Genomic DNA, 26,024 nt, shown 5'->3' with positions numbered 1-26,024 from the left:
CGAGGTGCGGCCAAGGGGAGAAAGGCCCGCGTGGGGTTTACAGGCGCCAACAACAGCCGTCAGGTTGCGCTCAAGTCCGGCCTTCCCAGCTTCAGGGCACGCAACCCCTACGCGACGGCGCCCTGGAAGTGCTTCTCGATGATCCCCTTGATGTCTTCTTGGCAGCCGCCGCAGCCGGTGCCGGCGCGGGTTTCCCGGGAGACCTCGGCCACCGTCCCGCACCCGCCGGTCACCGCGGCGGCAATCGACGTCCCGCTCACCCCGGCGCAGCGGCACACGGTCCGCTCGGGATCAGCGGCAGTAGGAGGAGCCTGGTCCGGGCCGTCCAGGCGCAGCAGCAGCGACCGGTCCGCCGGCAACTCCGCGCCACGTTCGAAGAGCTGCACCAGTTCGGCTGCGGTGCGGGGCATGCCCACGGCCACCAGGCCCTCAAGCACGCCGGCCCGGGTGGTCATCTTGACGTAGCGGCCGTGCTCGGGGTCCGACCACTGGGCCACCTGCAGCCGCGGCCGCCCGCCCACGGCCCCGGCGGTCAAAGCCTCCTCGTCCCACGGCTCGGCGGACACGTCCCCGGCCACGGCCATGGTCAGTCCGCGGGCCTTGAGCACCACCACGCCCGGCTGTTCCGCCGGCAGCTGCGGCACGGCTACGGCCTCGGCATCAGCTCCGGATGCCAGCAGCGTCAGGTACCCGGCCAGCCATTCGGCCTGCCGCCAGCCCGGGCCCACCAGCCCGGCCGGCCCACGGGCGCTCCGGCAGGCCAGGCAGTCCGGGTCGGGGCAGCGGACCTCGGAGCAGTCGCCGATCGCGAAAATGTGGGGTTCGTGGTGCGCCCTCAAACGGTGGTCCACGAGGATGCCGGCCGCCGTCGACAGTCCGCAGCCCTCCGCCAGTTCCGTCCGCGGCCGCACCCCGCAGGAGAGCACCAGCAGCTCGCCGTCGATCGCGGAACCGTCGTCCAGCAGCAGCGCGGAGAAGCCGCCGTCGGTCCCGGTCTCCACGGCGACCGAGCGGGCGTTGCCGGCCACCCGCACACCGCAGTTGCGCAGGGACGCCGCGAGCACGGCACCGCCGCCGCGGTCGATATTGCGCCCCAGCGGGTGCGGGCCATTGTGCACCACGGTCACGGTGGCGCCCTCCTCGGCCGCGGCCAGCGCCGTCTCCAGGCCCAGCACGCCGCCGCCCAGGACCACCACGCGCTTACCGCCCGCCACCGCCGCCTGCAACGCCGAAGCGTCCGCCAGGTCCCGCAGCGCCGTCACGCCGGCGGGCAGCACGGGGGCGGCCGGATCCGGGTTCAGCCCGGTGAGGTTGGGGATCACCGGCCTGGACCCGGTGGCGAAGACCAGCCGGTCGTAGCCCGGGGAGCTGCCGTCGCCCAGCAGGACCCGCTGCCGGGCCCGGTCCACCCGGCGGACCCGGACCCCCAGCCGGACGTCCACGCCGTCGGCAACCAGTGCGGCCGCGTCGGCCAGCGCCAGGGCGCCCGCCGTGGTCCGGCCGACGCCGAGGTCGGCCACCAGCACGCGGTTGTATGCGGCCTCAGCTTCCTCGCCGACGACGGTCAGGTGCACCAGCCCGCTCCGCACCGCCGGCAGCAGCTCGTCGATCAGCCGCGCCGCCACCGGGCCGAAGCCCACCACCACAATCCGCTCCGTCATGGCGCACTCTCCATCTGCAGTACCTCCGCGCGGGCGCCGGCCGAAGCCGGCCTCACCCACACCTTGCTGGACTTGAACTCGGGCATCCCGGAGACCGGGTCCGTGGCCGCCTCGGTGAGCCGGTTGGCGCTCTCCAGCCCCGGGAAGTGAAACGGCAGGAACACGGTCTCCGGCCGGATCGCCGCGCTGAGCTCGGCCCGGCACAGGACCTCGCCCCGCCCGTTCGCGACCGCGACGACGTCGCCCTCGGCGATGCCCTGCGCCGCGGCGGACGCCGGGTGCAGCTGCAGCCGGGCCTCGGGGCGGGCCGCGGCAAGGGCGGCCACCCGGCGGGTCTGGGCGCCTGACTGATAGTGCTCCAGCAGGCGCCCGGTGATTAGGGTCATCGGCGTACCCGCGGCCTCCGGAACCGCGGCAAACGTCCGGCGGCGGGGCGCCACCGGGGTGAACACCGCCCGGCCGTCCGGATGGGCAAAGGAATCCCGGAACAGCCGCGGGGTGCCGGTGCTGCCGGCCGGGTAGGGCCAGTAGGCTTCCTCGCCGCGGTCCAGCAGGGCGTAGTCGATTCCCGAGTAGTCGGCGAGTCCGCCGGCGGAGGCGCGGCGGAGTTCCTCGAACACCGTCTCCGGTTCCTCGCTGAAGGTCGACGGTGCATCCAGCAGCGCGGCCAGCCGGGTCATGATCCAGAGTTCGCTGCGCACCCCGGGCGGGGGAGCGATGGCCCGGCGCCGGCGGAGCACCCGGCCCTCGAGGTTGGTGAGGGTGCCTTCCTCCTCCGCCCACTGGGTGACCGGCAGGATCAGGTCCGCCTCCGCCGCCGTCTCTGACACGAAGAAGTCGCAGACCACCAGGAAGTCCAGGCTGCGCAGCCCGGAGATCACCGCGTTCACATCGGGTGCGGAGACCGCCACGTTGGCGCCGTGCACGAACAGGCAGCGGACGCCGTCGGGCTGTCCCAGCGACGTGAGCAGCTCGACGGCGGGGACGCCGGGGCCGGGAATGGACGCCTCCGGCACGCCCCAGACGGACGCGACGTGCGCGCGGGCGGCGGGGTCGGTGATCTTGCGGTAGCCGGGGAGCTGGTCCGCCTTCTGGCCATGTTCGCGGCCGCCCTGGCCGTTGCCCTGGCCGGTGAGGGTGCCGTAGCCGCTGCGTGCCGAGCCCGGCAGGCCCAGCAGCAGGGCGAGGTTGATGGCGGCGGTGGCGGTGTCCGTGCCGTCCACGTGCTGTTCCACGCCGCGGCCGGTGAGGATGTAGCTGCCGCCCCGGCGGGCACCATCGGCCAGCCGGCGGGCGGTGTCACGGATCAGCCCGGCGGGGACGCCGGTGAGGGACTGCACCCGCTCGGGCCAGTAGCCGGCGACGCTGCGGGCCACCGCCGCGTAGCCGGTGGTGCGCTCCGCGATGTAGCCGCTGTCCGCCAGCCCTTCGTGGATGACCACGTGCGACAGGCCCAGCAGCAGGGCCAGGTCGGTCCCCGGCAGCGGCTGCAGGTGCAGGCCGCCGCCGTCGGCGGTGAACGCCGCGGTGGCGGAGCGGCGGGGGTCGACGACGATCAGGCCGCCGGCGTCGCGTGCGCCCTGCAGGTGCTGGACAAAGGGCGGCATGGTCTCGGCGACGTTGGACCCCAGCAGCAGGATGGTGCTGGCGGCGTCGAGGTCCGCGAGCGGGAACGGCAGGCCGCGGTCCAGGCCGAAGGCGCGCATGCCGGCCGCGGCGGCGGAGGACATGCAGAACCGTCCGTTGTAGTCGATCCGCGAGGTGCCGAGGGCCAGCCGCGCGAATTTGCCCAGCTGGTAGGCCTTCTCGTTGGTGAGCCCGCCGCCGCCGAACACGCCGACGGCGTCCGGGCCGTAGCGGGCGCGGGTGGCCTTCACCGCGGCGACGATGCGTTCCAGGGCCGTTTCCCAGCTAACCGGGCGGTGCACGCCGTCGGGGCCCCTGAGCAGCGGCTCGGTGACGCGCCCCGGGTGCTCCAGCAACGACGCCGAGGTCCAGCCCTTGCGGCACAGCCCGCCGCGGTTGGTGGGGAAGTCGCGGCCGGCCACCTCCAACGGGGCCTCCTCCCGCCGAGCGGCGGCCGGAGCGGTCAGCGTCATGGCGCACTGGAGCGCGCAGTAGGGGCAGTGCGTGGCGGCGCCGTCGGTCATTTAGACGTGTCCTTTTCCGTGGCGGGTGGCGGGGCGCAGGTAGCAGGCCCAGCAGACGGCCAGCATCACGAGGTAGGCGGCGACGAAGCCGTAGAAGGCCGGGGTGTAGGAGCCGCTGGCGGTGTTGGAGGCGTTGAGGACCTGCGGGATGACGAAGCCGCCGTAGGCGCCGATCGCGGAAATCAGGCCCAGCGCGGAGGAGGCCAGTCGCTGGGTGGCCACGGTGCTGGCACCGGAGCGGGCCGCGCGGCTGTGCAGGGCGAAGATCACCGGGATCATCCGGTAGGTGGCCCCGTTGCCGAAGCCGCTGGCCGTGAACAGCGCCAGGAAGAGGGTGAGGAAGAGCCAGAAGTTCCCCAGCGGCAGCGTCCAGACCATGGTCAGGGTGATCACGGCCATCGCGGCGAACGCGGTGACGGTCATCCGCGCCCCGCCCAGCCGGTCCGCCATCCTGCCGCCGAAAGGCCGGGCCAGCGAGCCGACAAGCGGGCCCAGGAACGCCAGCGACAACGCCACGGTGCCGACGCCGATCGAGGAGAATGCCGGGAAGTAGTCCTTGATCAGCTTCGGGAACACGCCGGCGAAGCCGATGAAGGAGCCGAAGGTGCCGATGTAAAGAAGGGCCATAACCCACAGGTGCGGTTCCTTGACGGCGGCGAGCGAGCCTGCGACGTCGCCCTTGGCGCTGGTGAGGTTGTCCATGTACTTCCAGGCGCCGAATGCGGCCAGCAGGATCAACGGGATCCACATCAAGCCGGCCACCGGCAGGTTCACGGCACCCGCGGCGAGCAGCGTGACGGCGATCGGGACGGCGAGCTGGGCGACGGCGGCGCCGAGGTTCCCTCCGGCGGCGTTCAGTCCCAGCGCCCAGCCCTTTTCGCGGGCCGGGTAGAAGAAGGTGATGTTGGCCATCGAGCTGGCGAAGTTGCCGCCGCCGAAGCCGGCCAGGGCGGCCACGAGCAGCATGACGCCGAACGGGGTGCCGGGGTTCCCGACGCACAGGGCCAGCCCGGTCGAGGGGATCAGCAGCAGCAGGGCCGAAACGATGGTCCAGTTCCGGCCGCCGAAGCGCGGGACCATAAAGGTGTAGGGGATCCGGAGCGTCGCGCCGACCAGGCTGGGCATCGAAATCAGCCAGAAGATCTCGTTCGTGGAAAAGCGGAAGCCGGCCGAGGGAAGCTGGACCACCACAATCGACCAGAGCTGCCAGACCACAAAGCCCAGGAACTCCGCGAAGATGGACCAGTTCAGGTTCCGGCGCGCGATGCCGCGGCCCAGGGACTCCCACTGGTCCTTGTTCTCGGCGTCCCAGTTGGCGATCCAGCGTCCGGGGCGGTATTCCAGCGCCGGGCCGCCGACGGCGGTGCGAGCGGCGGGTGCGGTGCGGTCGGGCGCCGTGGGTGCGGTGTCGGCGTCGTGGTTCGGGGAAACGCCGGTGGTGGCGTCGGCAATGCGTTCAGTCACGGGGACCTCCTTCGGGGTGTCCCTCAAAACTAGGGACGCCGCGTTTCCGGGACCCTCGCGCTTTGTTAACGTGCTGTGACGTTTGCCTATCGGCGCCTTTGTGACGGCGTGAGGCCGCGGCTCTTCAGAGCTTCGATGACGTGGTCGACGGTAGGGGCGCCCGCGTGGCCGCCGGGCGTGGGGTAGATCCGGCAGGCGAGTTCGTCGCTGGGCGCCCCGCTGGGGAAGAGATCGACGCCGTCTGCCGTGATCGTGGGCGAACCGGCGAATCCGGTTCCGGCGGTGTCCGCCGCAGACTCGATGAGCCGCAAATGGACCGCGACGTCGTCGCGCCCCAGACCGGCCAGGGCCGCTTCGACCCGTTCGAGCGCAAGAGCTGTGTTGGGGCAGTCAGCGATGTGGAGCAGTTCAATGTGCATGCGTTCAGGTTCCTGTCCGTTCAAGGCGCGCTTCGCGGCGTCGCAGAGTATCTGGCGGAAATCTTCCTCGCCGTCGACGAGCCGTCAGCCGGCGTTGCGGGGTGCGAACATGATCACTGCCACCCCCATGAGGCAGATCGCCGAGCCGGCGATGTCCCACCGGTCGGGCCGGAAGCCATCGAAGACCATGCCCCAGGCCAGGGACCCGGCCACGAACACGCCCCCGTAGGCGGCAAGGATCCGGCCAAAGTGGGCGTCAGGCTGCAGGGTCGCGGCAAAACCGTAGATCCCCAGGGCGACTACCCCGAGGCCGGCCCACCACCATTCCTTGCCCTCGCGGACCGCCTGCCACACGAGCCACGCGCCACCAATCTCTGCGGCGGCGGCCAGGATGAAGAGCACGATTGTTTTTGCAATGGTCACGTATTCATCATGTCAGCGCGCAGGGTTGTGGCGGGCGACTTTGGCGGCGAAGTTGGCGGCGAAGTTGGCTGGGGGCGTCCGCGGCCGAGACGGGCAGAACGACACTTTGCGTCCAAATAGTGGAACATTTGTCCATTGGGTGGACGCGAGGAACTATTATCGGACTTATATACATTCCTTAGCCGGCCTCCCTCCACAGGGTGGTCCGGTCTTCATGAAAGCGTCACTACATGTCATCCACTGCCACTTCAGCGGAGCCAGGGTCTGCCCAGCAGGTGAACTCGCGCGGCCGCGTGATCGTCGCCAGCCTGATCGGCACCACCGTTGAGTTCTACGACTTCTATGTCTACGCCACGGCCGCCGTCTTGGTCTTCCCCAAGCTCTTCTTCCCGGGCCAGAACGAGACCACCCAGCTGCTGAGCTCCTTCGCTGTCTTCGGCGTCGCGTTCATCGCCCGCCCGCTCGGCTCGATCGTCTTCGGCCACTTCGGTGACAAGTTTGGCCGCAAGGGCACCCTCGTGGCGTCGCTGCTGACCATGGGTATCGCGACCTTCCTGATCGGCTGCCTCCCCACTGCCCTGGTCCCCGGCTGGGAGTTCTGGGCGCCGGCCCTGCTGGTCGTCATGCGCTTCGCACAGGGTCTGGCCCTCGGCGGCGAGTGGAGCGGCGCGGCCCTCCTGGCTACCGAGAACGCACCCGCCAACAAGCGCGCCATCTACGGCACCTTCCCGCAGCTGGGCGCCCCCATCGGCTTCATCATCGCCAACGTGCTGTTCCTGGTCTTCAGCTACACGCTGGCTCCGCAGGCTTTCGCCGAGTGGGGCTGGCGCGTGCCGTTCCTGGTCAGCGCCGTGATGGTCATCATCGGCCTGTACGTCCGGCTCAAACTGATCGAAACCCCCGCCTTCACCAAGGTCCTGGAGTCCAACGAGGTTGCCAAGCTGCCGCTGGGCCGCGTCTTCAAGACCAGCTGGCGCCCCCTGATCCTGGGCACCTTCATCATGCTGGCCACCTACGTGCTGTTCTACCTGATGACCACGTTCACGCTGACCTACGGCACCAAGCCGACGCTGGCCGGCGCGCAGGCCGCCGCCGAGAAGGCCGGCAAGCCGATGAGTGAAGCCGCAGCCGCCGCGTTTGTCCCGGGCCTGGGCTACACCCGCAACGACTTCCTCTGGATGCTCATTGCCGGCGTCGTGTTCTTCGGCATCTTCACCCTGGTCTCCGGCCCGCTGGCCGAAAAGTACGGCCGCCGCAAGATGCTGATCGCGGTCACCGCCGGCATCTTCGTCTTCGGCCTGCTCTTTGTCCCGCTCTTCAGCGCCGGCTTCGCAGGCACCATGGGCCTGCTGATCATCGGCTTCTCTTTGATGGGCCTGACCTTCGGTCCGATGGGTGCGCTGCTGCCCGAGCTGTTCCCGACCAACGTCCGGTACACCGGGTCGGCCATCAGCTACAACGTCTCGTCCATCCTGGGCGCGGCCGTGGCACCGTTCATCGCCGTCTGGCTCTGGGAAATGGCGAAGGGCAGCCCGGTGCTGGTGGGCGTGTACCTCACCGCCATGGCCGTGCTGACGCTGATCGCCCTGTTCGTGAGCAAGGAAACCCGCGACCTGGATTACGAGAACAACGTCGCCTGACGCTCCAGCCCGGTTACTGGTTGAAATGCCCGGTGTGTTTGGTGAACACGCCGGGCATTTCCGTGTCGCGGGGCGGTGGCGGCTGAGTAACTGGGCGGGAACGCGACGGCGGGGAAGGCGACGGCGGCGGCCCGAACCGGCGCGGCGGGGTTACCGCGCGTAGCGCTCCACGAAGTTGCGCAGGATGGCCATCGGCTCGGTGACGTTGTGCTGGCGGGCCTGTGCCATCAGCTCCTCGGCCGAGTCGGGCGGGAAGTACCCGGCATGGCGGTAGATGTCGATCCGGGTAGTCAGGCCCTCGACGTCGAGCTCCGGGTGGAACTGGGTGGCGTAGAGGTTGGTCCGGATCCGGAACATCTGCACCGGGCAGGTCTCGGAGCTGGCCAGCAGCACCGCGCCGCCGGGCAACACGGTGCACGCCTCCTTGTGGCCCACAAACGCCGTGAACCGTTCCGGCAGCCCGCGCAGGAGCGGGTCCTGCTGCCCGGCCGAGGTCATGCTGACGGTGACGCCGCCGAGCCCTTCGCCGTAGGTCCGGTCGATCACGGCGCCCTGGTGCAGTCCCAGGGTGCCGACGCCGTAGCAGGCGCCGAGGAACGGGAAGTCCTCGGCCACGATCCGGTCCAGCAGCGCGAACAGCTCGCGCTCCACCCGGTGCTGGACCTCGCTCTTGTGCTCTGCAGGATCGCTGGAGGTGAAGGGGCTGCCGCCCACGATCACGCCGGAATACTCGCTGAGCTCCAGCCGGGGCAGCGGCGCGGCCTCCATCCGGATGCGGTGCAGCTGGGCCTCGGCCAGCCCGGTGTAGCGCAGGTAGGCGAGGTATTCGTCGTCGGCGGCGGCGTCCTCGGCGCGGGAGGCGAGCAGCAGGAAGGGCTTCACGTAACTAAGTCTGCCTCCCGCGGCCCGCTGCCGCTATTCGGCCGCCTCGCCGTCCTCGATCATCGCGATGACGGCGCCCGCGGAGACGGTCTCGCCGGCCGACGCGGAGAGCCCAATCACGATGCCGGCTCGGTGCGCGGTGAGCGGCTGCTCCATCTTCATGGCCTCCAGCACGACGACGAGGTCACCCTCGGCCACCCGCTCGCCCTCGGCGACCGCCACCTTCACGATGGTGCCCTGCATGGGGGAGGTCAGGGCGTTGCCGCCGGCCGGCGCCGCCGTGCCGGCGCTCCGGGAGCGCTTCTTGACCTTCGCCGGCTTGCCGCCGCCGGAGACGCTGCCCAGGGACGCCGGCAGCACCACCTCGAGCCGCTTGCCGCCGACCTCGACGACGACCCGCTGGCGGTCGCCGGCGTCGGGCGTTTCAGCCCCGGCACCGGTCGGCGTCCAGGCGGGGATGTCGTTGACGAAGGAGGTCTCGATCCAGCGGGTGTGCACCTTGAACGGGCCTTCGGCAGGGGCGAAGTCCGGGTTGGTGACGACCGCGAGGTCGAACGGGATGACGGTGGGGATGCCCTCCACCACCATTTCCTCGAGGGCCCGGCGGGAGCGCTGCAGGGCCTGGCCGCGGGTGGCGCCGGTGACGATCAACTTGGAGAGCATCGAGTCGAAGTTGCCGCTGATGACGTCGCCCTGTTCCACGCCGGAGTCGATCCGCACACCGGGGCCGGTGGGGTTCAACAGTTTGGTGATGGTGCCGGGGGCGGGCATGAAGTTGCGGCCCGGATCCTCGCCGGTAATGCGGAACTCGATCGAGTGGCCGCGGACCTCCGGGTCGCCGTAGCCGAGCTCCTCGCCGCGGGCCAGCCGGAACTGCTCGCGGACCAGGTCGATTCCGGTGACTTCCTCGGAGACGCAGTGCTCCACCTGGAGGCGCGTGTTGACCTCGAGGAAGGAGATGGTGCCGTCCTGGCCGACCAAGAACTCGCAGGTCCCGGCGCCGAGGTAGCCGGCCTCCTTCAGGATGGCCTTGGACGATTCGTAGAGCCGCCGGTTCTGTTCTTCGGTGAGGAACGGGGCCGGGGCCTCCTCCACGAGCTTCTGGTTGCGTCGCTGCAGCGAGCAGTCGCGGGTGGAGACCACGACGACGTTGCCGTGCGCGTCGGCGAGGCACTGGGTCTCGACGTGGCGGGGGGCGTCCAGGAAGCGCTCGATGAAGCATTCGCCACGGCCGAAGGCGGCGGTGGCCTCGCGCACGGCTGATTCGAAGAGCTCGGGGATTTCCTCGCGGGTGCGGGCCACCTTGATGCCGCGTCCGCCGCCGCCGAAGGCTGCCTTGATGGCGACCGGCAGGCCGAACTTGTCCACGAATTCGAGGATCTCCTCGGCGGATTCGACCGGGTCGGCGGTGCCGGGGACCTGCGGGGCGCCGACCTTCTCGGCGATGTGGCGGGCCTGGACCTTGTCGCCGAGGGCGGAGATGGCCTCGGGGGAGGGGCCGATCCAGGTGATGCCGGCTTTGATCACCTTGGCGGCGAAGTCGGCGTTCTCGGCGAGAAAGCCGTAGCCGGGGTGGACGGCGTCGGCGCCCGCGCGCTGGGCCACCTCGATCAGTTTGTCCATGACGAGGTAGGACTCGGCGGCGGTGTTGCCGCCCAGGGCGTACGCCTCGTCGGCGAGCTTGACGTGCAGTGCGTCGCGGTCCGGATCCGCGTAGACGGCCACGGAGGCGATGCCTTCATCGCGGGCGGCGCGGATGATGCGCACCGCGATTTCGCCGCGGTTGGCGATCAGCACCTTGCTCAGGGGGCGGGTGCCCGGCGTGGTGGTGGCGGGCACGGGCGTTGCGGACTGCTCCGAATTTGCTGACAAGGCGTCTCCTTCTTTCCTTCAGGGAGCCTAGCGCGGTTTTGTGGGTTCCGCCGATATTACTTGCGGATCCCGCGCGTAAACGGCCCATCCTTTGTGGGGTTCCTACAAGGCCGTGCGAAATGGCTCACTCGGCGCGGATGTCGGCGGGGTTGGCGGCCCCGCCCGTCCAGAGCTCGGTGACGCCCACCTTGGCCTGGCCCAGGAGGGCCCGGAGGGTAGAGATGGAGAGCCCGACGACGGTGTGCGGGTCGCCGTCGACCTTGCGGATGAACGCCCCGCCGTAGCCGTCGATGGTGAAGGAGCCGGCACACTGCAGCGGTTCGCCGGTGGCGATGTAGCTGTCGATTTCGTCCTCGCTCATCTCCAGGAAGTGCACCTCGGCGGAGTTTACGGAGCCGAGCGTCGCGCCGGTGCCGGTGCCGCCGTCGCTGCCCGGTTCGGTGTCGCGGCAGTCCACCAGCCAGTGGCCGGTGTGCAGCACGCCCATCCCGCCGCTCATCCGGAGCATCCGCTCCTTGGCGACGTCGGCGGTGTACGGCTTGCCGTGGGCCTCGCCGTCGAACTCGAAGACCGAGTCGCAGCCAATCACCAGGGCGCCCTCGGCCTCCGGCAGCGAGGCGACGGCCTCGGCCTTGGCGCGGGCCAGGAGCAGGGCGGTGTCGTGCGGGTCGGTCACGCCGTAGCGGGCTTGCACGGCGTCCTCATCGACGTCGGAGACGAGGACCTCGTGGGCGATGCCGGCGTTGCTGAGCAGCTTGGTGCGGGCGGGGGACTGGGAGGCAAGAATCAGGCGGGTCACGCCACCAGCCTAGTTCCTGGGGCTGGTCGGCGCTGAGCCCTTTCTGTCAGAGGCCGCTGGAAGAGTGGGGCCATGGATGGTAAACGAACCGTCTTAGGTGATCTTGCGGGGAGCAGACCAATGGCCGCCTCGGCGATTGAGCAGCGTCCGGTGGAAGGCAATAATGTCTCACCCCTCCGGGAGACTTGAGCTATGGACGGTATTCAGTCAGGCGCGGCAGCCCCGGCAGCAGTGGAGCTGGACGGCGCCCGTTTGATCGCCGAGATCCGGGCCCTGGAAGACCGCAAGTCTGCCCTGGCCGCCCGTCAGGCACGGCTGGCCGTTGCCTTTGAGCTACTCCAGCGGCGTGAACAGGCCGAGGACGGCACGCCCGCCTCAGAGTTGGGCGCCGGGATTGCCGCGCAGATCGCCTTGGCCCGGCGTGAATCACCGGCCCGCGGCGGACGGCTCCTGGGTTTGGCGAAGGCCCTTGTCACCGAAATGCCCCACACCCTCGCCGCACTGGAGACCGGGCAGCTCAACGAATGGCGCGCCACGCTGCTCGTGAGGGAAACCGCGTGCCTGTCCGCGGAGGAGCGGGCCGCTGTCGACGAGGAACTCGCGCCCGACACCGGAACGTTTGATGGCGCCGGAGACCGCCGCATCGTCTCCGCCGCCCGGGCCGCGGCGTACCGCCGGGATCCGCGCACGGTCACGCAGCGGGCCAGCCACGCCGCCACGGAGCGACACGTTAGTCTCCGCCCGGCCCCCGACACCATGTGCTACTTGACGGCCCTGCTTCCCGTTGCCGCGGGCGTGGCCGTCCACGCGGCCCTGACCCGCCAGGCAGATAGCGCCCGCAACGCCGGAGACCCACGAACCCGCGGGCAGCTCATGGCCGATGCCCTCGTCGAACGCACCACCGGCACGCCCGGCGGGATCAGCGGGATCGAGATCCAGCTCGTGATGACCGACCGGACCCTTTTCCAGGGCGACGGCGAAGCGGCCCGTCTCCCGGGCTACGGCGTCGTCCCCGCCGGCTGGGCACGGCAGTTGCTGTCCGGTTCCGGCGGCAGGCCCGGCGCCGGCCAGGCACCGGATGCGGGCGGCGGCACAGACCACGCGTTGAGGATCTGGCTTCGACGGCTCTACACGTCCCCTGGCGCCGGCGAGCTCATTGCGTTGGACTCCCGCGCGCGCCTCTTCCCGCCTGGACTTCGGCGCTTCCTGGCCGTTCGGGACGAGACGTGTCGCACTCCCTACTGCGACGCGCCCATTCGCCACTTCGACCACATTGTCGCGTGGCACAGCGGCGGTGCCACGAACCAGAGCAACGGCGCGGGGCTCTGCGAAGCCTGCAACCACACCAAGGAAGCTCCGGGCTGGAGCGTTAGACCCCGGCCCGGTCCCCGGCACACAATCGAAACCACAACCCCTGCCGGTCACAGTTACCGGTCGATGGCACCGCCGCTGCCGGGCACCCCGATCACCGGCACCCCTCATACTGGCCCGCCACTGCCCGTCGAAGCCGGGCCCGGCATCGACCCAGGCCACCACCGACGAAAAATCCGGCACCGCGCCAAGAGCCTCAAGCGAACCCGTCAGGTCCGTGTGCTCGCGGCCTGAGAGGCGGAGTCCACCACGGATAGACCTGCCGGCACCACAAAGCCGCCCGCCGATCCGGAAAGATCAGCGGGCGGCTGGAGGTGAACCGTCGTGGGCGGGGGCCGCGTGGGCGGGGGCCGCGTGGGCGGGGGCCGCGTGGGCGGGTCCGCGCGGGCGGCGGGTCCGCGTTAGCGGGTCGGGTCGGCCGGTTGAGGTCAGCGCGCGCCCACCTGCTCCGGCTCACCTTCGGGCTCGGCAGCTGAGTCATGCGCAGCGTCCGCCGCCGGCTTGCGGAGCTTGGCGCCCTCGACGTCGACGTCAGGCAGGATGCGGTCCAGCCAGCGCGGCAGCCACCAGGCCTTGCTGCCGAGCAGGTACATCACGGCCGGGACAATCGTCATCCGGACAACGAACGCGTCGACCAGCACACCGAAGGCCATCGCGAAGCCCAGCGGCCGCACCATGTTCAGGTGCGAGAAGATGAAGCCGGAGAACACGCTGACCATGATGATCGCGGCGGCCGCGACTACGGCGGCCGCATGGCTGAAGCCGGAGCGGACCGCGTGCTTGGCGGTTTCGCCGTGCATGTAGGACTCGCGCATGCCGGAGGCGATGAACACCTGGTAATCCATGGCCAGGCCGAACAGCACGCCGATCAGGATGATCGGCAGGAAGCTCAGCACCGCGCCCGGGTTTTCGACCCCGAACACGCTACCCAGCCAGCCCCACTGGTACACCGCGACGACGCCGCCGAACGCTGCGGCGAGCGAGAGCAGGAAGCCGCCGGTAGCCAGCAGCGGGACCACGATGGAGCGGAACACCAGCAGCAGAAGGATCAGCGAGAGCCCGACGACGATCGCCAGGTACGGCGGCAGCGCGTCGCCGAGCTTGCTGGACACGTCCACGTTCCCGGCGGTCTGTCCGGTGAGGCCGATGCCGACCCCGGTGGAGTCCTTGATCTGGGCCTTCTCGGCGCGCAGCTCGGCCACCACCTTGACTGTGCTGGCGCTGGCCGGGCCCTCCTTCGGGAGGACCTGGAAGACGGCGGTGCGGCGGTCCTCGCTGAGAGCCAGCGGCACGGCGGCGGCAACGTTCTCCGTGCTGCGCAGGATGTCCGCCACGTCGAACTGCTTGGCCTTCGCATCGGCCTCGCTCAACCCCGCGGGCAGGTCGCCGACGACGATGATCGGCCCGGTCATGCCCTCACCGAAGCTGCGCTTGGTGACGTCGTAGGCCTGGAAGGCCTGCGAGGCCACGGGCTCGGAGCTGGCGTCGGGCAGGGCGAGCCGGAGCTGGCTGGCGGGCAGCGCCACCACGCCCAAAAGCGCCACACCGGCCAGCAGGGCCAGCCACGGATGGTGCGTGACGACGCCGCCCCAGCCGTGGGTACTGCGGTATTCGTCCTTGGCCAGGTCCGCCGTGGTGTGGTCCGGTGCGGCGTTGTGCCGCTCCGCCTTGGCCCATGCCCGCCTGGACACGAGCCGGCGCCCCACCAGGGACAGGATCGCAGGCGTCAGCGTCAGGGCGACGACGACGGCGACAGCCACCGTGGCGGCGGCCGAGAGGCCCATCACGGCCAGGAAGGGCAGGCCCGGCACCACGAGGGCGGCGAGGGCGATGATCACGGTGAGGCCGGCGAAGAGCACGGCATTGCCGGAGGTGCCGGTGGCCAGTGCCACCGACTCCTCATGGTCCATCCCGGCGAGCAGCTGGCCGCGGTGCCGGTTGACGATGAACAGGGAGTAGTCGATCCCGACGGCGAGGCCGAGCATCAGGGCAAGCATCGGGGAGATGGAGCTCATGTCCACGGCACCGCTGAGTGCGATGGTTCCGCCGACGCCGACGGCCACTCCGACGATTGCCATCAGCAGGGGAAGCCCGGCGGCAATCAGCGTGCCGAGCATCACCACCAGGACCAGGGCTGCGACGGCGATGCCGATGATCTCTGCGGTGCCGAAGATCTCCGAGATGTCCTCGCTGATCTCCTTGCTGGGCAGCGCGGTCACGTTGGCGTCGGACACCTCTTTGACGATGTCCTGGACTTCCTGCCGCACCTCCGGCTTCAGGCCGTTGATCGAGGTCTTGAACTGGACCTGGGCAATGGCAGCCTTGCCGTCCTCGGAGACGAAACGCAGGCCGCGGGAAGCCTCCAGCTGGCGCTTTCCGAGGGCCAGCTTGGCATTGCCGGCCTCAAGGTCCTTGGTCCCCGCGTCGAGCTTGGCCTGGCCTGCCGCGAGGGCGGCCTTCTGCTGGCCGAGCTGGGCGTCGATGGCAGCCGTCGGCAGGCCGGCGGCCGTCATCTGCTGTTCGGCAGCTGCCAGCTGGGCCTTTCCGGCGTCGAGCTCAGCGGCGGCCTCGTCCAGCTGGGCCTTGCCGGCGGCCGCCTGCTGCTCGCCGGCGGCGAGGTCCGTGGCGGCTTTGTCCAGCTGCGCCTGGGTCGCGAACGGGTCAACAGTTCCCTGCACGTCGGGGATGGTCTTCAGTTTCGCAAGGCCTGCGGACACGGCCTCCTGGCCGGCCCGGCTGAACCGCACGTCGTTGGCCTCGAAGACGATGCTCGCCGAGCCGCCCGAGGACGCCGGGAGCTCCTTCTCGAGCTTGTCCGCCATCTGCTGGGTTTCGGTGCCCGGGATCTGGAAGTTGTTGGACAGGGTGCCGTGGAAGGCGGCCGCGGCACCGCCGACGGCGACCATGACGGCGAGCCACAGCGAGATGACGAGCCAGCGGTGGCGGTAGGAGAATTTGCCGAGGCGGTACAGCAGAAGTGCCATGTCAGAACCGATCTGGGGAAGGGGCGGTGGTGGCGGCGGGAGCGGCTGCCGGCGAGGAGAATCCGGAGCCGAGCAGGCTCATGGAGTCGATCAGGAGTTGGCGCAGGGTAGAGAGTGAGGCGGGGGAGAGGGAACCCCCGCAGCGGGCGAACCAGAGATCCATGGCGGCTTTGCCGCAGGAGATCACCGAGCCGGCGAGGGCCCTGAGGTACAGTTCGTCGACCTCGACGCCGGCGCCCTGGGCGAAGCGCACCCGGGCGGCATCAATGATTTCCGCCGTGCAGTGGTCCCAGGCTTCCAGCTCGGAGCGGTTCAGCTGCGGGTTGGACTGGCCCAGGCTGTAGAGCTCGGCCAGCGGCGCCACCGTCATCGGGTCCGCGAGTTCAACCAGCGCGGCGCGGGCGGATTCCAGGATCGGCTCGTCGGCCGGACGGAGCCGGAACTGCTGGAGCGCCGTGTCAAGAAAGCCGTGGGTCACCGAGGCGATGACCGCCTCGGTGCTGCTGAAGTAGTTGAAGAACGTCCTCCGGGAGATGCCGGCGGCGTCGGCGATGTCCTCCACGGTGAAGTTGCCCGGGCCGTTGGAGCGGAGCAGGCCGAGGGCCGCCTCCGTGATGGCATGGCGGGTGGCCGCCTTGTTGAGCTCGCGCCGCGACGGGGCGGCCGATGCGGCAGCAGCGGACCCGGAGTCGACGTCGGGCTCGGAAAGGGCAGGGGTGGGCATGCACTTACACTATGTGCATGTTTGCACTCCGGGCAACTTTATTCGCTGATGACGGAGCCGCCGTCGGATCGCCGGGCCAACTGCAGGGACTGGCCGGTGGCGCCGGCCTCGCCCTCACCCAGCGGGATCGCGAACACGGCCGTGCCGTAGGCGCAGATTTCCGTCCAGTTATTGGCCATGTGCGCCGTGTCGAACCGCATCGCGACGATGGCGTTGGCGCCGCGCTGTGCCGCCTCCGCGACCATCCGCGCCATCACCTCCTGCCGGCTCTCGTAGAGGACCTGGGTCAATTCGCGGAGCTCGCCGCCGGCCAGCGACCGCAGCCCCGCCACCACTTGGCCGCCGATGTCCCGCGCGCGGACCGTGAGTCCCATGACCTCGCCGAAGACGGCGTCGATCCGGTGGCCGGGGATGTCGTTCGAGGTGACAATCAGCATGTCCTGAGCCTAGCCATTTTGCCGGCCGAGGCAACGAAAAAGTCCGACCGGAATCTTTCACAGGAAGATGAAAGGTTGTGGACAGCTCCAGCCGAGGCCGCCGGAGCAGAATGAACTCACGTCTTGAAAAAGACAGCGCAGCAAAAACAGAACCGAGCCGTCACCGCGCGGCAGATCCAGGAGACATCAGATGTCACGTACCAAGAGAATCACGCTCGGCGTTTCGGCCACGGCCATCGCCCTGGGCGCCGGCCTCGGACTGGCCGGGATGGCTTCCGCCACGACGACGCCGTCCCCCGCCCCCAGTGCCAGCTCCAGCGCCCCGACGGGCGGCAGCACGACGCCGGGTGACGGCATGGGCATGCGCGGCGGCCACGGCCACGGCGGCGAACGCGGCGGCTTCGGCGGTGCGGAGGCCTCCGAGCTGGCTACCAAGCTCGGCGTCGACGAAGCCAAGGTCACCGCGGCCCTGAAGGCCTTCCGCGACGCGCACAAGCCGACCACCCCGCCGGCCGAAGGCACCAAGCCGGACCGCACCGCGATGGAGGCGGAGCTGGCGAAGTCCCTTGCCGCGTCGCTCGGCATCGACGAGGCCAAGGTCACCGCGGCCCTCGAGGAGCTCCGGACCGCCGAACAGTCGGAGCACGCTGCGGCGCTGAAGACCCGGCTGGACAAGGCCGTCAGCAATGGCACCCTGACCCAGGCCGAGGCCGACGCGGTCACCAAGGCCGTGGAGAAGGGCGTCATCGGCGGAGGCGGCCACTAGCCCCGCCTGGCCAGAGGAAACAAGTAGTCCCCGGGATGTTCCCGGGGACTACTTTTGTGTTCGGTGCCTGGGCCAATGCCCGGGCCTTTTTGCCTACGCCTTAGCGCCGGCCAGTTCGCGCCTGTCGGCAGCCGGGGCGTCGGCGTCAACCGCAGCGGCGGCAGCCGGGGCGTCAACGACGTCGTCGCTGAACGGGTCGCCGTTGCGCGGGGCGTTGTAGAGCGCCTCGTCGAGGATGCCCTGGCGCTTGGCCACGATGGTGGGGACCAGGGCCTGGCCGGCCACGTTGACCGCGGTGCGGCCCATGTCCAGGATCGGGTCGATCGCCAGCAGGAGCCCGACGCCGGCCAGCGGCAGTCCCAGCGTGGAGAGCGTCAGGGTCAGCATCACGACGGCGCCCGTGGTGCCGGCGGTCGCGGCGGAGCCCAGCACGGAGACGAGGGCGATCAGCAGGTACTGGGTGAAGTCCAACTGGATGCCGAAGAACTGCGCCACGAAGATCGCGGAGATGGCCGGGTAGATCGCGGCGCAGCCGTCCATCTTGGTGGTAGCGCCCAGCGGCACGGCGAAGGAGGCATAGGCGCGGGGTACACCCAGGGAGCGCTCGGTCACGCGCTGGGTCAGCGGCAGGGTGCCCACCGAGGAACGGGACACGAAGGCCAGCTGCACGGCGGGCCAAACGCCGGAGAAGTACTGCTTGATGGAGAGGCCGTGGCTTCGGACCAGGATCGGGTAGACCACGAACAGCACGAGGGCCAGGCCCACGTAGATGGCGAAGGTGAACTTGCCCAACGAGCCGATGGTGTCCCAACCGTAAACGGCGACGGCATTGCCGATCAGGCCCACGGTGCCGAGCGGGGCGATCCGGATGATCCACCAGAGGACCTTCTGGATCACGGCCAGGGCGGAGGCGTTGAGGTTAAGGAACGGCTCGGCGGCCTTACCCACCTTCAGCGCGGCGATGCCGACGGCGATCGCGATCACGAGGATCTGCAGGACGTTGAAGCTTACGGCGGTGGTGGCTACGCCGTCGGTGACGGTGGTGCTCGCCCCGAGGCCCAGGAAGTTCTTCGGGAACAGGCCGATCAGGAAGGCCCACCAGTCACCGGACTTGCCGGCGTACTTGGCCTGCTGGGTGATGCCGGTGCTGGCGCCCGGCTGCAGCAGCACGCCCAGGCCGATGCCGATCAGCACGGCGATCAGCGAGGTGATCGCGAACCAGAGCAGCGTGTTCCAAGCCAGCCGGGCCGTGTTGGAGACGGCGCGCAGGTTGGAGATGGAGCTGACGACGGCGGTGAAGATGAGGGGCACGACGGCGGTCTGCAGCAGCGAGACGTAGCTCGAGCCGATGGTCTGCAGCGTGGCGCCGAGGGCGTTCGGGTTGGTCTTGGTGCTGCCCGTGTATTTTGCGAGCAGACCAAGGCCCAGTCCGACGATCAGCGCGGCGATGATTTGGAAGCCAAAAGAGCCGGCCCATTTGGGCAGCTGGAAACCGGGCTTTCCTGCGGTTGCGGGGGTGCTTGTCTGAGTGGTCACCCGAACACGCTAGGACCGCCGTCCATAACACGACGAACGAACGTTGAGAAATATTACGCCCCCCGGTTTCACCGCCGCCCACAAGATCCCCGCCACGACGCCGAAAGACCACCCGTTTGTGAAGTTATTCCAACGCACAGTGTGGTGATTGTCTCTCGTCGGCAGCCCGCCGCGCGGGACCAGGCATGGAAAGTGCGTATGGCCCGGGGGAGCAGGCATCCGGCAGCGTGCGTCTAAGCGAGGAACGAGCGAGCACGCAGAGGATGTCTGTCCCCCGGGACAGGGCAGGGGATGTCCGCCCCTGGCCGGGAACCCCTACCCCAGGAGCGCCCGCTTGAGCGTGTCCAGCCCCACGGAGCCCATGTTGAGCGCCTTGGTATGGAACGCCTTGAGGTCGAAGCCCGGCCGGGACTCGAGCTCGGCACGGATCTGCTCCCAGAGCCGCTGGCCCACCTTGTACGACGGCGCCTGCCCCGGCCAGCCGAGGTAGCGGGTGAACTCGAACTTCAGCTGGCCCTCGCTGATCGCAAGGTTCTGCTTCAGGAACTCGTACCCCGTGTCCGGAGTCCAGGTGCCCGACCCCCAACGCTCGGGCACCTCCAACTCCAGATGTACGCCAATGTCGAACACCACCCGGGCCGCCCGCATGCGCTGCATGTCGAGCATGCCCATGTGGTCGCCCGGATCCTTCAAATAGCCCAGCTCCTGCATGAGCTTTTCCGCATAGAGGGCCCAGCCTTCGCCGTGGCCCGAGGTCCAGCAGACATTGCGCCGCCACTTGTTCAGCAGTTCGCGTCGGTAGGTGGCGGTGGCGACCTGCAGGTGGTGGCCCGGAACGCCCTCGTGGTAGACCGTGGTGGTTTCGGCCCAGGTGGTGAAGGTGTCCTCACCCGGCGGCACCGACCACCACATCCGGCCCGGGCGGCTGAAGTCGTCCGATGGGCCGGTGTAGTAGATGCCGCCTTCCTGGGTGGGGGCAATCTTGCATTCGAGGGTCTTCATGGGGTCCGGGATGTCGAAGTGCACGCCGGCGAGGTCGGCCACGGCCCTGTCGGAGAGCTCCTGCATCCAGGCCCGGAGGGCGTCGGTGCCCTTGAGCTGGCGGGCCGGATCGCTGTTCAGGATCTCCTTGGCCTCCTCCACCGTGGCGCCGGGGCGGATCTGGTTGGCCACGCGCTCCTGTTCGGCGATCAGCCGGTCGAGTTCCTGCACGCCCCAGGCGTAGGTTTCCTCGAGGTCTACCGTGGCGCCGAGGAAGGAGCGTGAGGCCAGGGCGTAGCGCTCGCGGCCCACAGCGTCCTTCTCCGGGGCGGCCGGGAGCAGCTCGGATTCGAGGAAGCCGGACAGCCGGGCGTAGGCGGCGCGGGCGGCGGCAGCACCGGCGTCGAGCTTGGCCTGCACGTCCTCGGGCAGCGCGCCCTCGGCGGTCTTTGCCTCGGCGGCCAGTTTCGCGAAGAATCCGTCGTCCGCGGTGTGCTTGGTGGCCTGCTCGATCACGATCCGCACCTGCCGGGCGGCGGCTACCCTGCCGTCCTCCTTGGCGGTGCGCAGGGACACGATGTAGCCGTCCAGGGCGGCGGGGACATTGTGCGCCCGGCCCGCGATGTGGTCCCACTGCGCCGCGGTGTCGGTCGGCATCAGGTCGAAGATCGCGCGGATCTCCTGGGGCGGCGAGGCGATGTTGTTCAGCTCGGCCAGGTCCCAGCCGGATTCGTGGATTTCCAGCTGCAGGCCGAGGCGCTCACGCATGGCATCCAGGGTGACGGCGTCGACGTCGTCCGCGGGCTCGAGCCCCTCCAGCGCGGCGAGGGCCTCCCGCGCGGCGTCGGCGAACTCCTCGTGCCCGGCCGGCGAGAAGTCCGGGTACTCGGTTTCGTGGCCGGGCAGGCCAAGTTCGGTGGCGAAGCTCGGGTTAAGCCGGATCAGGGTGTCCGTGAAGGCGTCGGCGACGGCGTCGATCGCGGTCTGCGGGCGCGGCGGCACCGGGTTGTCGGGCGTGGTGTTCTCAGTCGTTTCGGTAGTCACCCGAACGAGACTAGCCGGGCAGCGCCAGTTATGAAAGGGTTACTGAACTTTTATTAGCCGCGGCTGCGCTTCCACGAACCGGGGCCGGGCTTGGGCGCCAGCTGCAGCTGCTGCCGCCGGATCCAGTGCCGTGCACCGGGCTTCTCCGGTGCACCCGCCTCGCCGCTGCCCAGGGAGAGGACGACGGCGGTCAGCGCCGCCAGTTCCTCCGCGGTCGGCTCGCCCTTGACGACGGCCAGCAAGGGCTGCTCTGCAGGCTGAGTGGCTTCCGGGTCAACAGGGCCCTTCTCTGGCGTCACAGCGGGATGTTCCCGTGCTTCTTGGCGGGCAGGCTGGCCCGCTTGTCCCGCAGCGCGCGCAGGCCCTTGATAATCTGCAGGCGCGTCTCGGACGGGGCAATGACCGCGTCAACGTAGCCCAGCTGGGCGGCCTGGTACGGGTTGAGCAGCTCCTCCTCGTACTGCCGGATGACCTCGGCGCGCTTGGCTTCGACGTCGCCGCCGGCCTCCGCGACCGCGGCGAGTTCGCGGCGGTACAGGATGTTCACCGCGCCCTGGGCGCCCATCACGCCGATCTGCGCGGTGGGCCAGGCCAGGTTGAGGTCGGCGCCGAGCTTCTTGGAGCCCATCACGATGTACGCCCCGCCATAGGCCTTGCGGGTGATCACGGTCAGCTTCGGCACGGTGGCCTCCGCGTAGGCGTAGAGCAGCTTGGCGCCGCGGCGGATGATGCCCTGGAACTCCTGGTCTTTGCCCGGCAGGAAGCCCGGCACGTCCACCAGCGTGATGATCGGGATGTTGAAGGCATCGCAGTGCCGGACGAAGCGGGCGGCCTTCTCCGAGGCGGCGATGTCCAAGGTGCCGGCGAACTGCATCGGCTGGTTGGCCACGATGCCCACGGTGTGGCCCTCCACCCGGCCGTAGCCGATGATGACGTTCGGTGCGTAAAGCGACTGCATCTCCAAGAAGTGCGCGTCGTCGACGATCTGCTCGATCACCTTGCGCATGTCGTAGGGCTGGTTGGCGGAGTCCGGGATCAGCACGTCGAGGGCGAGGTCGTCGTCGTCGAGCTCCAGCTCCTGGGAGTGCTCCAGCACCGGGGCCTCGGCGAGGTTATTGGAGGGCAGGAAGTCCAGGAGTTCGCGGACGAACTCCACCGCGTCCGACTCGTCGGCGGCGAGGTAGGTCGAGGTGCCGGTGTTCGCGTTGTGTTGCCGCGCCCCGCCCAGGGTTTCCATGTCCACGTCTTCGCCGGTGACGGTCTTGATCACGTCCGGGCCGGTGATGAACATGTGCGAGGTCTTGTCCACCATGACCACGTAGTCGGTCAGGGCGGGGGAGTAGGCCGCTCCGCCGGCGGAGGGGCCCATGATGAGCGAGATTTGCGGGACGACGCCGGAAGCGTGCACGTTGTTGCGGAAGATGTCCGCAAACATGGCCAGCGAGGCGACGCCTTCCTGGATGCGGGCGCCGCCGCCGTCGAGGATGCCGACGACCGGGCAGCCGTTCCGCAGTGCGAACTCCTGGACCTTGACGATCTTCTCGCCGTTGACTTGGCTGAGCGAGCCGCCGTAGACGGAGAAGTCCTGGCTGTAGACAGCCACGGGCCGGCCGTCCACGGTGCCGTAGCCGGAAACCAGGCCGTCGCCCAGCGGCTTCTTCTTTTCCATGCCGAAGGCCGTGGACCGGTGCACGGCCAGGGCGTCGAACTCCACGAAGGAACCGGCGTCGAGCAGCAGGTCGATGCGCTCGCGGGCCGTGTTCTTACCGCGGGCGTGCTGCTTCTCGATCGCTTCCGGACCGGAGGGCTGCTCGGCACGGGCCTGGCGGTCGCGGAAATCGGCAATCTTCCCCGCGGTCGTGGTCAGATCGTGGCTCATCAAGTGTCTCCGGCTCTGTTGTTCTCTGCTGGTGTTCTCTGCGGTTGTGGCAATGTCGCTGGCCCGTGTGGAGCTTAAGTGGATTCCACACAAAAACATGGCCGTGCTGGCAAGTCTAGTGACGGTATTCGCACACGCCGCTGTAGAAAACCTACAATTTTCGCCGCGACCCCTCACTTAGACCCCTCGCCGCCGGCGGCTGCGTTCCAGCCCGGTTGCTCGGGGCTGCAGCGGGGCGGGGCCCCGGAATTCCGCGGGTGCCGGCCGCATTTCGGGAGCCACGGCGGCAGTAACCGGGCGGGAGCGTCACGACCGGCCCGCAAATGTGGATGTTACTGGCCAGTAACATCGGCTAAAGTGTCCCTATGACTTCAAGCAACGGCGCTTCCGGCACGTCCCCGCACCAGCACAGCCCCTACCAGGCCTCGGGTTCCCTCCAGGGCCGCACCATAGTGATGTCCGGCGGCAGCCGCGGGATCGGCCTGGCGATCGCAATCCGGGCCGCCCGGGACGGCGCCAACATCGTGCTGCTGGCCAAGACGGGCCAGCCCCACGCCAAGCTCGAGGGCACCGTGTACTCCGCCGCGGAGCAGATTGAGGCGGCCGGGGGCCAGGCGCTGCCGCTTGTCGGCGATGTGCGCAAGGACGCCGACGTCGCCGGCGCGGTCGCCGCCGCGGTCGAACGCTTCGGCGGGATCGACATCGTGATCAACAACGCCTCGGCGATCGACCTGTCCAAGACCGACGCCCTGGACATGAAGCGCTACGACCTGATGCAGGACATCAACGTCCGCGGCACCTTCCTGCTCAGCAAGCTCGCCCTGCCCGCGCTGCGCGACTCCGACGCCGGGCAGATCCTGACGCTTTCACCGCCGCTGAACCTGGATCCCAAGTGGGCCGGGATGCACCTGGCCTACACCATGGCGAAGTACGGCATGAGCCTGACCACCCTGGGCCTGGCCGAGGAGCTCAAGGTGGACGGCATCAGCGTGAACTCGCTGTGGCCCTGCACGCTGATCGACACGGCAGCCATCCGCAACATGCCCGGCGGCGAGCAGATCGTCCGCGGTGCGCGCGGCCCGCAGATCATGGCCGACGCGGCGCACGCGGTGCTGACCGCCAGCAACGCGGTCCCCGAATCCGGCAGCTGGAGCGGCAACTTCTACACCGACGAACAGGTCCTGGCCGCGGCAGGCGTGACCGACTTCGCGCCGTACAGCCTGGGTGCGCCCGAAGACCGGCTGGTCCCTGACATTTTCCTCTGAGTTTCCGGCGGTTTCCCACGGCCCGGGAACGGACCGCGGCCGCCGAAACTCCCCACCTTTGCGGGTTCGACGCCGGAAATCCGCGGCGTTTCGGCCCAACCCGCCGGCGGCGGCGTCCAAACGTGGGGACGTTCCGCGGTGACTGGCCCGGCGCCGGCGGAGCGGTAACTCGGTAGGATTCAAGCATGGAAGCCGCTCAGGAGACACCGGATCGTCCACCCCTGGACCGGGGCGCCCTCGGCGACGCCGCGTTCCTCTCGGCCAACGGCATTCCGCAGCTGAGCGTGGTGGAGTCCACCGGCTCCACCAACGCGGATCTGCTGCGCGGCGTGACCGTCGATCCCCGGGCGTGGCCGGACCTCTCCGTGCTCGCCGCCGAGTACCAGAGCGCCGCCCGCGGCCGCCTCGACCGGCACTGGGAAGCACCCGCCCGCAGTTCCGTGTCCGTCTCGATCGTGCTCAGGCCGGTCAACGCCGAGGGCCGGCCGCTGCCCACCCAGAGCTACTCCTGGCTCTCGTTGCTGGCCGCCCTGGCACTGCGGGAGGCCCTGCTGGAGACGGCAGGGATCCCGGCAGAGCTCAAGTGGCCCAACGACGTCCTGGTCCGCGGCAAGAAGATCGCCGGCATCCTCGCGCAGCTGGGCCCCCTGGGCGACGGCGCCGTGCCCCCCGTCGTGCTGGGCACCGGCCTGAACGTCACCCTCACCGCGTCCGAGCTGCCCGTCCCCACCGCCACGTCGGTGCTGCTGGAACAGCCCGCCACGGTGGACCGGACCGCGCTGCTCAAGAGCTACCTCTCCCGTTTCGCCACGCTCTACCGCAGCTTCTGCAACGCCGACGGCGACCCCGCCGCGGGAATGGCGGGCGGACCTTCGCTGCACAAGCGGGTGGAGCACGTGCTGACCACGCTCGGCAAGCAGGTCCGGGCCCAGCTCCCCGGTGACCACGAGATCATCGGCCACGCCTCCCGGCTGGACGACTACGGTTCCCTGCTGGTGGTCGACGCCGGCGGACACGAGCACCTGGTGACCGCCGGCGACGTCGTGCACCTGCGCCCCTGGACCCCTCCCGGCGAGGCCGGCGGCGAAAGCGGCTATGCGTAAGGAGCTCCTCCCGGGCGAGCAAGTGATTGTCGTTACCCGCCCCCAGCCCCGGATGCTGATTGGTCCGGCCCTGCTGTTCATTCTGGTCTGCGCCCTCACCGCCTTCGCCTGCGCCTGGATCGTGAAGGGCGGGCCGGCCAAGCTGGTTCCGCTCGTCACCCCGGCCTGGACGCCATGGCTGCTCGGCGCCAGCCTCGCACTGGGAGCATGGGTCCTGGTTGCCTACTGCCTGCCCAAGGTGGTGACCTGGAACGCCAGCCGCTACACCCTGACCAGCCGCCGCCTGATTGCCCGTTACGGCATGTTGCGACGGCGCGACCAGCAGGTTCCGCTGGCCGCAGTCCGTAATGTGTTCGTTGAACAGACCCTGCTCCAGCGGTCATTGCGCTCGGGGAATATATCCTTGGAAACCGGGTACCCCGCACGCACGGTGATTCCGGATGTCCCCGAGGTCATGACGTTCCGGAACTTCATCCTCGACGCGATTGACGACATTCCGGAGGGTGAACTGATTGAGGCCGACGACACGACGCACGACACCGGCGATTGGCCACTGGACATAAGGGAAGGTGGAAGAGATGAACGCTGAGAACGCGCACCCCGACACCGGACTCCTGGCCCCCG

21 protein-coding genes are annotated in these 26,024 nt (G+C 69.4%); 6 read left to right on the top strand and 15 right to left on the bottom strand.

The window, feature by feature from the left end:
* Positions 1-107: 107 nt before the first annotated feature.
* The 5 genes from ACZ5Z0_RS04615 to ACZ5Z0_RS04595 all read right to left on the bottom strand — a co-directional run bounded on the left by ACZ5Z0_RS04615 (position 108) and on the right by ACZ5Z0_RS04595 (position 6,117).
* On the bottom strand, positions 108-1,661 hold the full coding sequence (locus ACZ5Z0_RS04615) for an FAD-dependent oxidoreductase (protein WP_464110088.1): 1,554 nt from the start codon (positions 1,659-1,661) through the stop codon (positions 108-110).
* Positions 1,658-3,811 carry a molybdopterin oxidoreductase family protein gene (locus ACZ5Z0_RS04610; protein WP_464110087.1) on the bottom strand — a complete coding sequence of 718 codons (2,154 nt, stop codon included), beginning with the start codon at positions 3,809-3,811 and terminating at the stop codon, positions 1,658-1,660. Before ACZ5Z0_RS04610 ends, ACZ5Z0_RS04615 begins: the two co-directional genes overlap by 4 nt.
* Entirely contained in the window at positions 3,812-5,155 is a 1,344-nt protein-coding gene (locus ACZ5Z0_RS04605) for an MFS transporter (RefSeq protein WP_464110712.1), read from the bottom strand.
* A 206-nt stretch (positions 5,156-5,361) separates the two neighbouring features.
* Entirely contained in the window at positions 5,362-5,694 is a 333-nt protein-coding gene (locus tag ACZ5Z0_RS04600) for a thioredoxin family protein (RefSeq protein WP_464110086.1), read from the bottom strand.
* 84 nt (positions 5,695-5,778) lie between these two features.
* Entirely contained in the window at positions 5,779-6,117 is a 339-nt protein-coding gene (locus tag ACZ5Z0_RS04595; protein WP_464110085.1) for a YnfA family protein, read from the bottom strand.
* Between the two features lie 230 nt (positions 6,118-6,347).
* Between ACZ5Z0_RS04595 and ACZ5Z0_RS04590 the strand changes: the two genes are divergently transcribed.
* Entirely contained in the window at positions 6,348-7,757 is a 1,410-nt protein-coding gene (locus ACZ5Z0_RS04590) for an MFS transporter (protein ID WP_464110084.1), read from the top strand.
* Positions 7,758-7,907: 150 nt separating this feature from the next.
* On the opposite strand, the gene ACZ5Z0_RS04585 is transcribed toward ACZ5Z0_RS04590, so the two are convergent.
* The 3 genes from ACZ5Z0_RS04585 to ACZ5Z0_RS04575 all read right to left on the bottom strand — a co-directional run bounded on the left by ACZ5Z0_RS04585 (position 7,908) and on the right by ACZ5Z0_RS04575 (position 11,310).
* Complete coding sequence (locus tag ACZ5Z0_RS04585) at positions 7,908-8,639, bottom strand: glutamine amidotransferase (protein ID WP_464110083.1); 732 nt, start codon at positions 8,637-8,639, stop codon at positions 7,908-7,910.
* Positions 8,640-8,672: 33 nt separating this feature from the next.
* The gene (locus ACZ5Z0_RS04580) at positions 8,673-10,511 is read right to left on the bottom strand and encodes an acetyl/propionyl/methylcrotonyl-CoA carboxylase subunit alpha (RefSeq protein WP_464110082.1); all 1,839 of its coding nucleotides are present in this window, start codon (positions 10,509-10,511) and stop codon (positions 8,673-8,675) included.
* A gap of 124 nt (positions 10,512-10,635) precedes the next feature.
* Entirely contained in the window at positions 10,636-11,310 is a 675-nt protein-coding gene (locus ACZ5Z0_RS04575) for a Maf family protein (RefSeq protein WP_464110081.1), read from the bottom strand.
* 192 nt (positions 11,311-11,502) lie between these two features.
* On the opposite strand from ACZ5Z0_RS04575, the gene ACZ5Z0_RS04570 reads away from it, so the two are divergent.
* The gene (locus ACZ5Z0_RS04570; protein ID WP_464110080.1) at positions 11,503-12,915 is read left to right on the top strand and encodes an HNH endonuclease; all 1,413 of its coding nucleotides are present in this window, start codon (positions 11,503-11,505) and stop codon (positions 12,913-12,915) included.
* 194 nt (positions 12,916-13,109) lie between these two features.
* Here the strand turns inward: ACZ5Z0_RS04570 and ACZ5Z0_RS04565 are convergent, their stop codons facing one another.
* The 3 genes from ACZ5Z0_RS04565 to ACZ5Z0_RS04555 are packed head-to-tail and all read right to left on the bottom strand — an operon-like array spanning position 13,110 to position 16,826.
* Complete coding sequence (locus tag ACZ5Z0_RS04565; protein ID WP_464110079.1) at positions 13,110-15,665, bottom strand: MMPL family transporter; 2,556 nt, start codon at positions 15,663-15,665, stop codon at positions 13,110-13,112.
* A 1-nt stretch (position 15,666) separates the two neighbouring features.
* Positions 15,667-16,389 (bottom strand): TetR/AcrR family transcriptional regulator, encoded by a 723-nt coding sequence (locus ACZ5Z0_RS04560; protein ID WP_464110078.1) that lies wholly within the window; start codon positions 16,387-16,389, stop codon positions 15,667-15,669.
* 38 nt (positions 16,390-16,427) lie between these two features.
* A complete protein-coding gene (locus ACZ5Z0_RS04555; protein WP_464110077.1) occupies positions 16,428-16,826 on the bottom strand; it encodes a YbjQ family protein in 399 nt (132 codons plus the stop codon).
* 190 nt (positions 16,827-17,016) lie between these two features.
* Here ACZ5Z0_RS04555 and ACZ5Z0_RS04550 point away from each other — a divergent pair, with 190 nt between their 5' ends.
* Positions 17,017-17,592 (top strand): hypothetical protein, encoded by a 576-nt coding sequence (locus ACZ5Z0_RS04550; protein ID WP_464110076.1) that lies wholly within the window; start codon positions 17,017-17,019, stop codon positions 17,590-17,592.
* A gap of 93 nt (positions 17,593-17,685) precedes the next feature.
* Here the strand turns inward: ACZ5Z0_RS04550 and ACZ5Z0_RS04545 are convergent, their stop codons facing one another.
* The 4 genes from ACZ5Z0_RS04545 to ACZ5Z0_RS04530 all read right to left on the bottom strand — a co-directional run bounded on the left by ACZ5Z0_RS04545 (position 17,686) and on the right by ACZ5Z0_RS04530 (position 23,032).
* Positions 17,686-19,128 carry a dicarboxylate/amino acid:cation symporter gene (locus ACZ5Z0_RS04545; RefSeq protein ID WP_464110075.1) on the bottom strand — a complete coding sequence of 481 codons (1,443 nt, stop codon included), beginning with the start codon at positions 19,126-19,128 and terminating at the stop codon, positions 17,686-17,688.
* 315 nt (positions 19,129-19,443) lie between these two features.
* Entirely contained in the window at positions 19,444-21,153 is a 1,710-nt protein-coding gene (locus ACZ5Z0_RS04540) for a DUF885 domain-containing protein (protein WP_464110074.1), read from the bottom strand.
* 53 nt (positions 21,154-21,206) lie between these two features.
* Complete coding sequence (locus ACZ5Z0_RS04535; protein WP_464110073.1) at positions 21,207-21,452, bottom strand: acyl-CoA carboxylase subunit epsilon; 246 nt, start codon at positions 21,450-21,452, stop codon at positions 21,207-21,209.
* On the bottom strand, positions 21,449-23,032 hold the full coding sequence (locus ACZ5Z0_RS04530) for an acyl-CoA carboxylase subunit beta (RefSeq protein ID WP_464110072.1): 1,584 nt from the start codon (positions 23,030-23,032) through the stop codon (positions 21,449-21,451). Before ACZ5Z0_RS04530 ends, ACZ5Z0_RS04535 begins: the two co-directional genes overlap by 4 nt.
* Positions 23,033-23,397: 365 nt before the next feature.
* Here ACZ5Z0_RS04530 and ACZ5Z0_RS04525 point away from each other — a divergent pair, with 365 nt between their 5' ends.
* From ACZ5Z0_RS04525 to ACZ5Z0_RS04515, 3 genes are all read left to right on the top strand, one after another.
* Positions 23,398-24,297 carry an SDR family oxidoreductase gene (locus tag ACZ5Z0_RS04525; protein WP_464110071.1) on the top strand — a complete coding sequence of 300 codons (900 nt, stop codon included), beginning with the start codon at positions 23,398-23,400 and terminating at the stop codon, positions 24,295-24,297.
* A 185-nt stretch (positions 24,298-24,482) separates the two neighbouring features.
* Positions 24,483-25,400 carry a biotin--[acetyl-CoA-carboxylase] ligase gene (locus tag ACZ5Z0_RS04520; protein WP_464110070.1) on the top strand — a complete coding sequence of 306 codons (918 nt, stop codon included), beginning with the start codon at positions 24,483-24,485 and terminating at the stop codon, positions 25,398-25,400.
* A complete protein-coding gene (locus ACZ5Z0_RS04515) occupies positions 25,393-25,989 on the top strand; it encodes a PH domain-containing protein (RefSeq protein ID WP_464110069.1) in 597 nt (198 codons plus the stop codon). The genes ACZ5Z0_RS04520 and ACZ5Z0_RS04515 overlap by 8 nt, the downstream gene beginning before the upstream one ends.
* Positions 25,990-26,024: the final 35 nt, after the last annotated feature.

Source organism: Arthrobacter sp. T2-23 (assembly GCF_055398325.1).
The sequence above is the reverse complement of the archived record's forward strand: the minus strand, read 5'-3'. Positions and strand labels throughout refer to the sequence as shown.

Bases quoted from the DNA above. Each gene is read 5' to 3' on its own strand.
- ACZ5Z0_RS04615 (WP_464110088.1), bottom strand. From the start codon at position 1,661: ATGACGGAGCGGATTGTGGTGGTGGGCTTCGGCCCGGTGGCGGCGCGG.
- ACZ5Z0_RS04610 (WP_464110087.1), bottom strand. From the start codon at position 3,811: ATGACCGACGGCGCCGCCACGCACTGCCCCTACTGCGCGCTCCAGTGC.
- ACZ5Z0_RS04600 (WP_464110086.1), bottom strand. From the start codon at position 5,694: ATGCACATTGAACTGCTCCACATCGCTGACTGCCCCAACACAGCTCTT.
- ACZ5Z0_RS04590 (WP_464110084.1), top strand. From the start codon at position 6,348: ATGTCATCCACTGCCACTTCAGCGGAGCCAGGGTCTGCCCAGCAGGTG.
- ACZ5Z0_RS04570 (WP_464110080.1), top strand. From the start codon at position 11,503: ATGGACGGTATTCAGTCAGGCGCGGCAGCCCCGGCAGCAGTGGAGCTG.
- ACZ5Z0_RS04565 (WP_464110079.1), bottom strand. From the start codon at position 15,665: ATGGCACTTCTGCTGTACCGCCTCGGCAAATTCTCCTACCGCCACCGC.
- ACZ5Z0_RS04560 (WP_464110078.1), bottom strand. From the start codon at position 16,389: ATGCCCACCCCTGCCCTTTCCGAGCCCGACGTCGACTCCGGGTCCGCT.
- ACZ5Z0_RS04555 (WP_464110077.1), bottom strand. From the start codon at position 16,826: ATGCTGATTGTCACCTCGAACGACATCCCCGGCCACCGGATCGACGCC.
- ACZ5Z0_RS04550 (WP_464110076.1), top strand. From the start codon at position 17,017: ATGTCACGTACCAAGAGAATCACGCTCGGCGTTTCGGCCACGGCCATC.
- ACZ5Z0_RS04530 (WP_464110072.1), bottom strand. From the start codon at position 23,032: ATGAGCCACGATCTGACCACGACCGCGGGGAAGATTGCCGATTTCCGC.
- ACZ5Z0_RS04525 (WP_464110071.1), top strand. From the start codon at position 23,398: ATGACTTCAAGCAACGGCGCTTCCGGCACGTCCCCGCACCAGCACAGC.
- ACZ5Z0_RS04520 (WP_464110070.1), top strand. From the start codon at position 24,483: ATGGAAGCCGCTCAGGAGACACCGGATCGTCCACCCCTGGACCGGGGC.
- ACZ5Z0_RS04515 (WP_464110069.1), top strand. From the start codon at position 25,393: ATGCGTAAGGAGCTCCTCCCGGGCGAGCAAGTGATTGTCGTTACCCGC.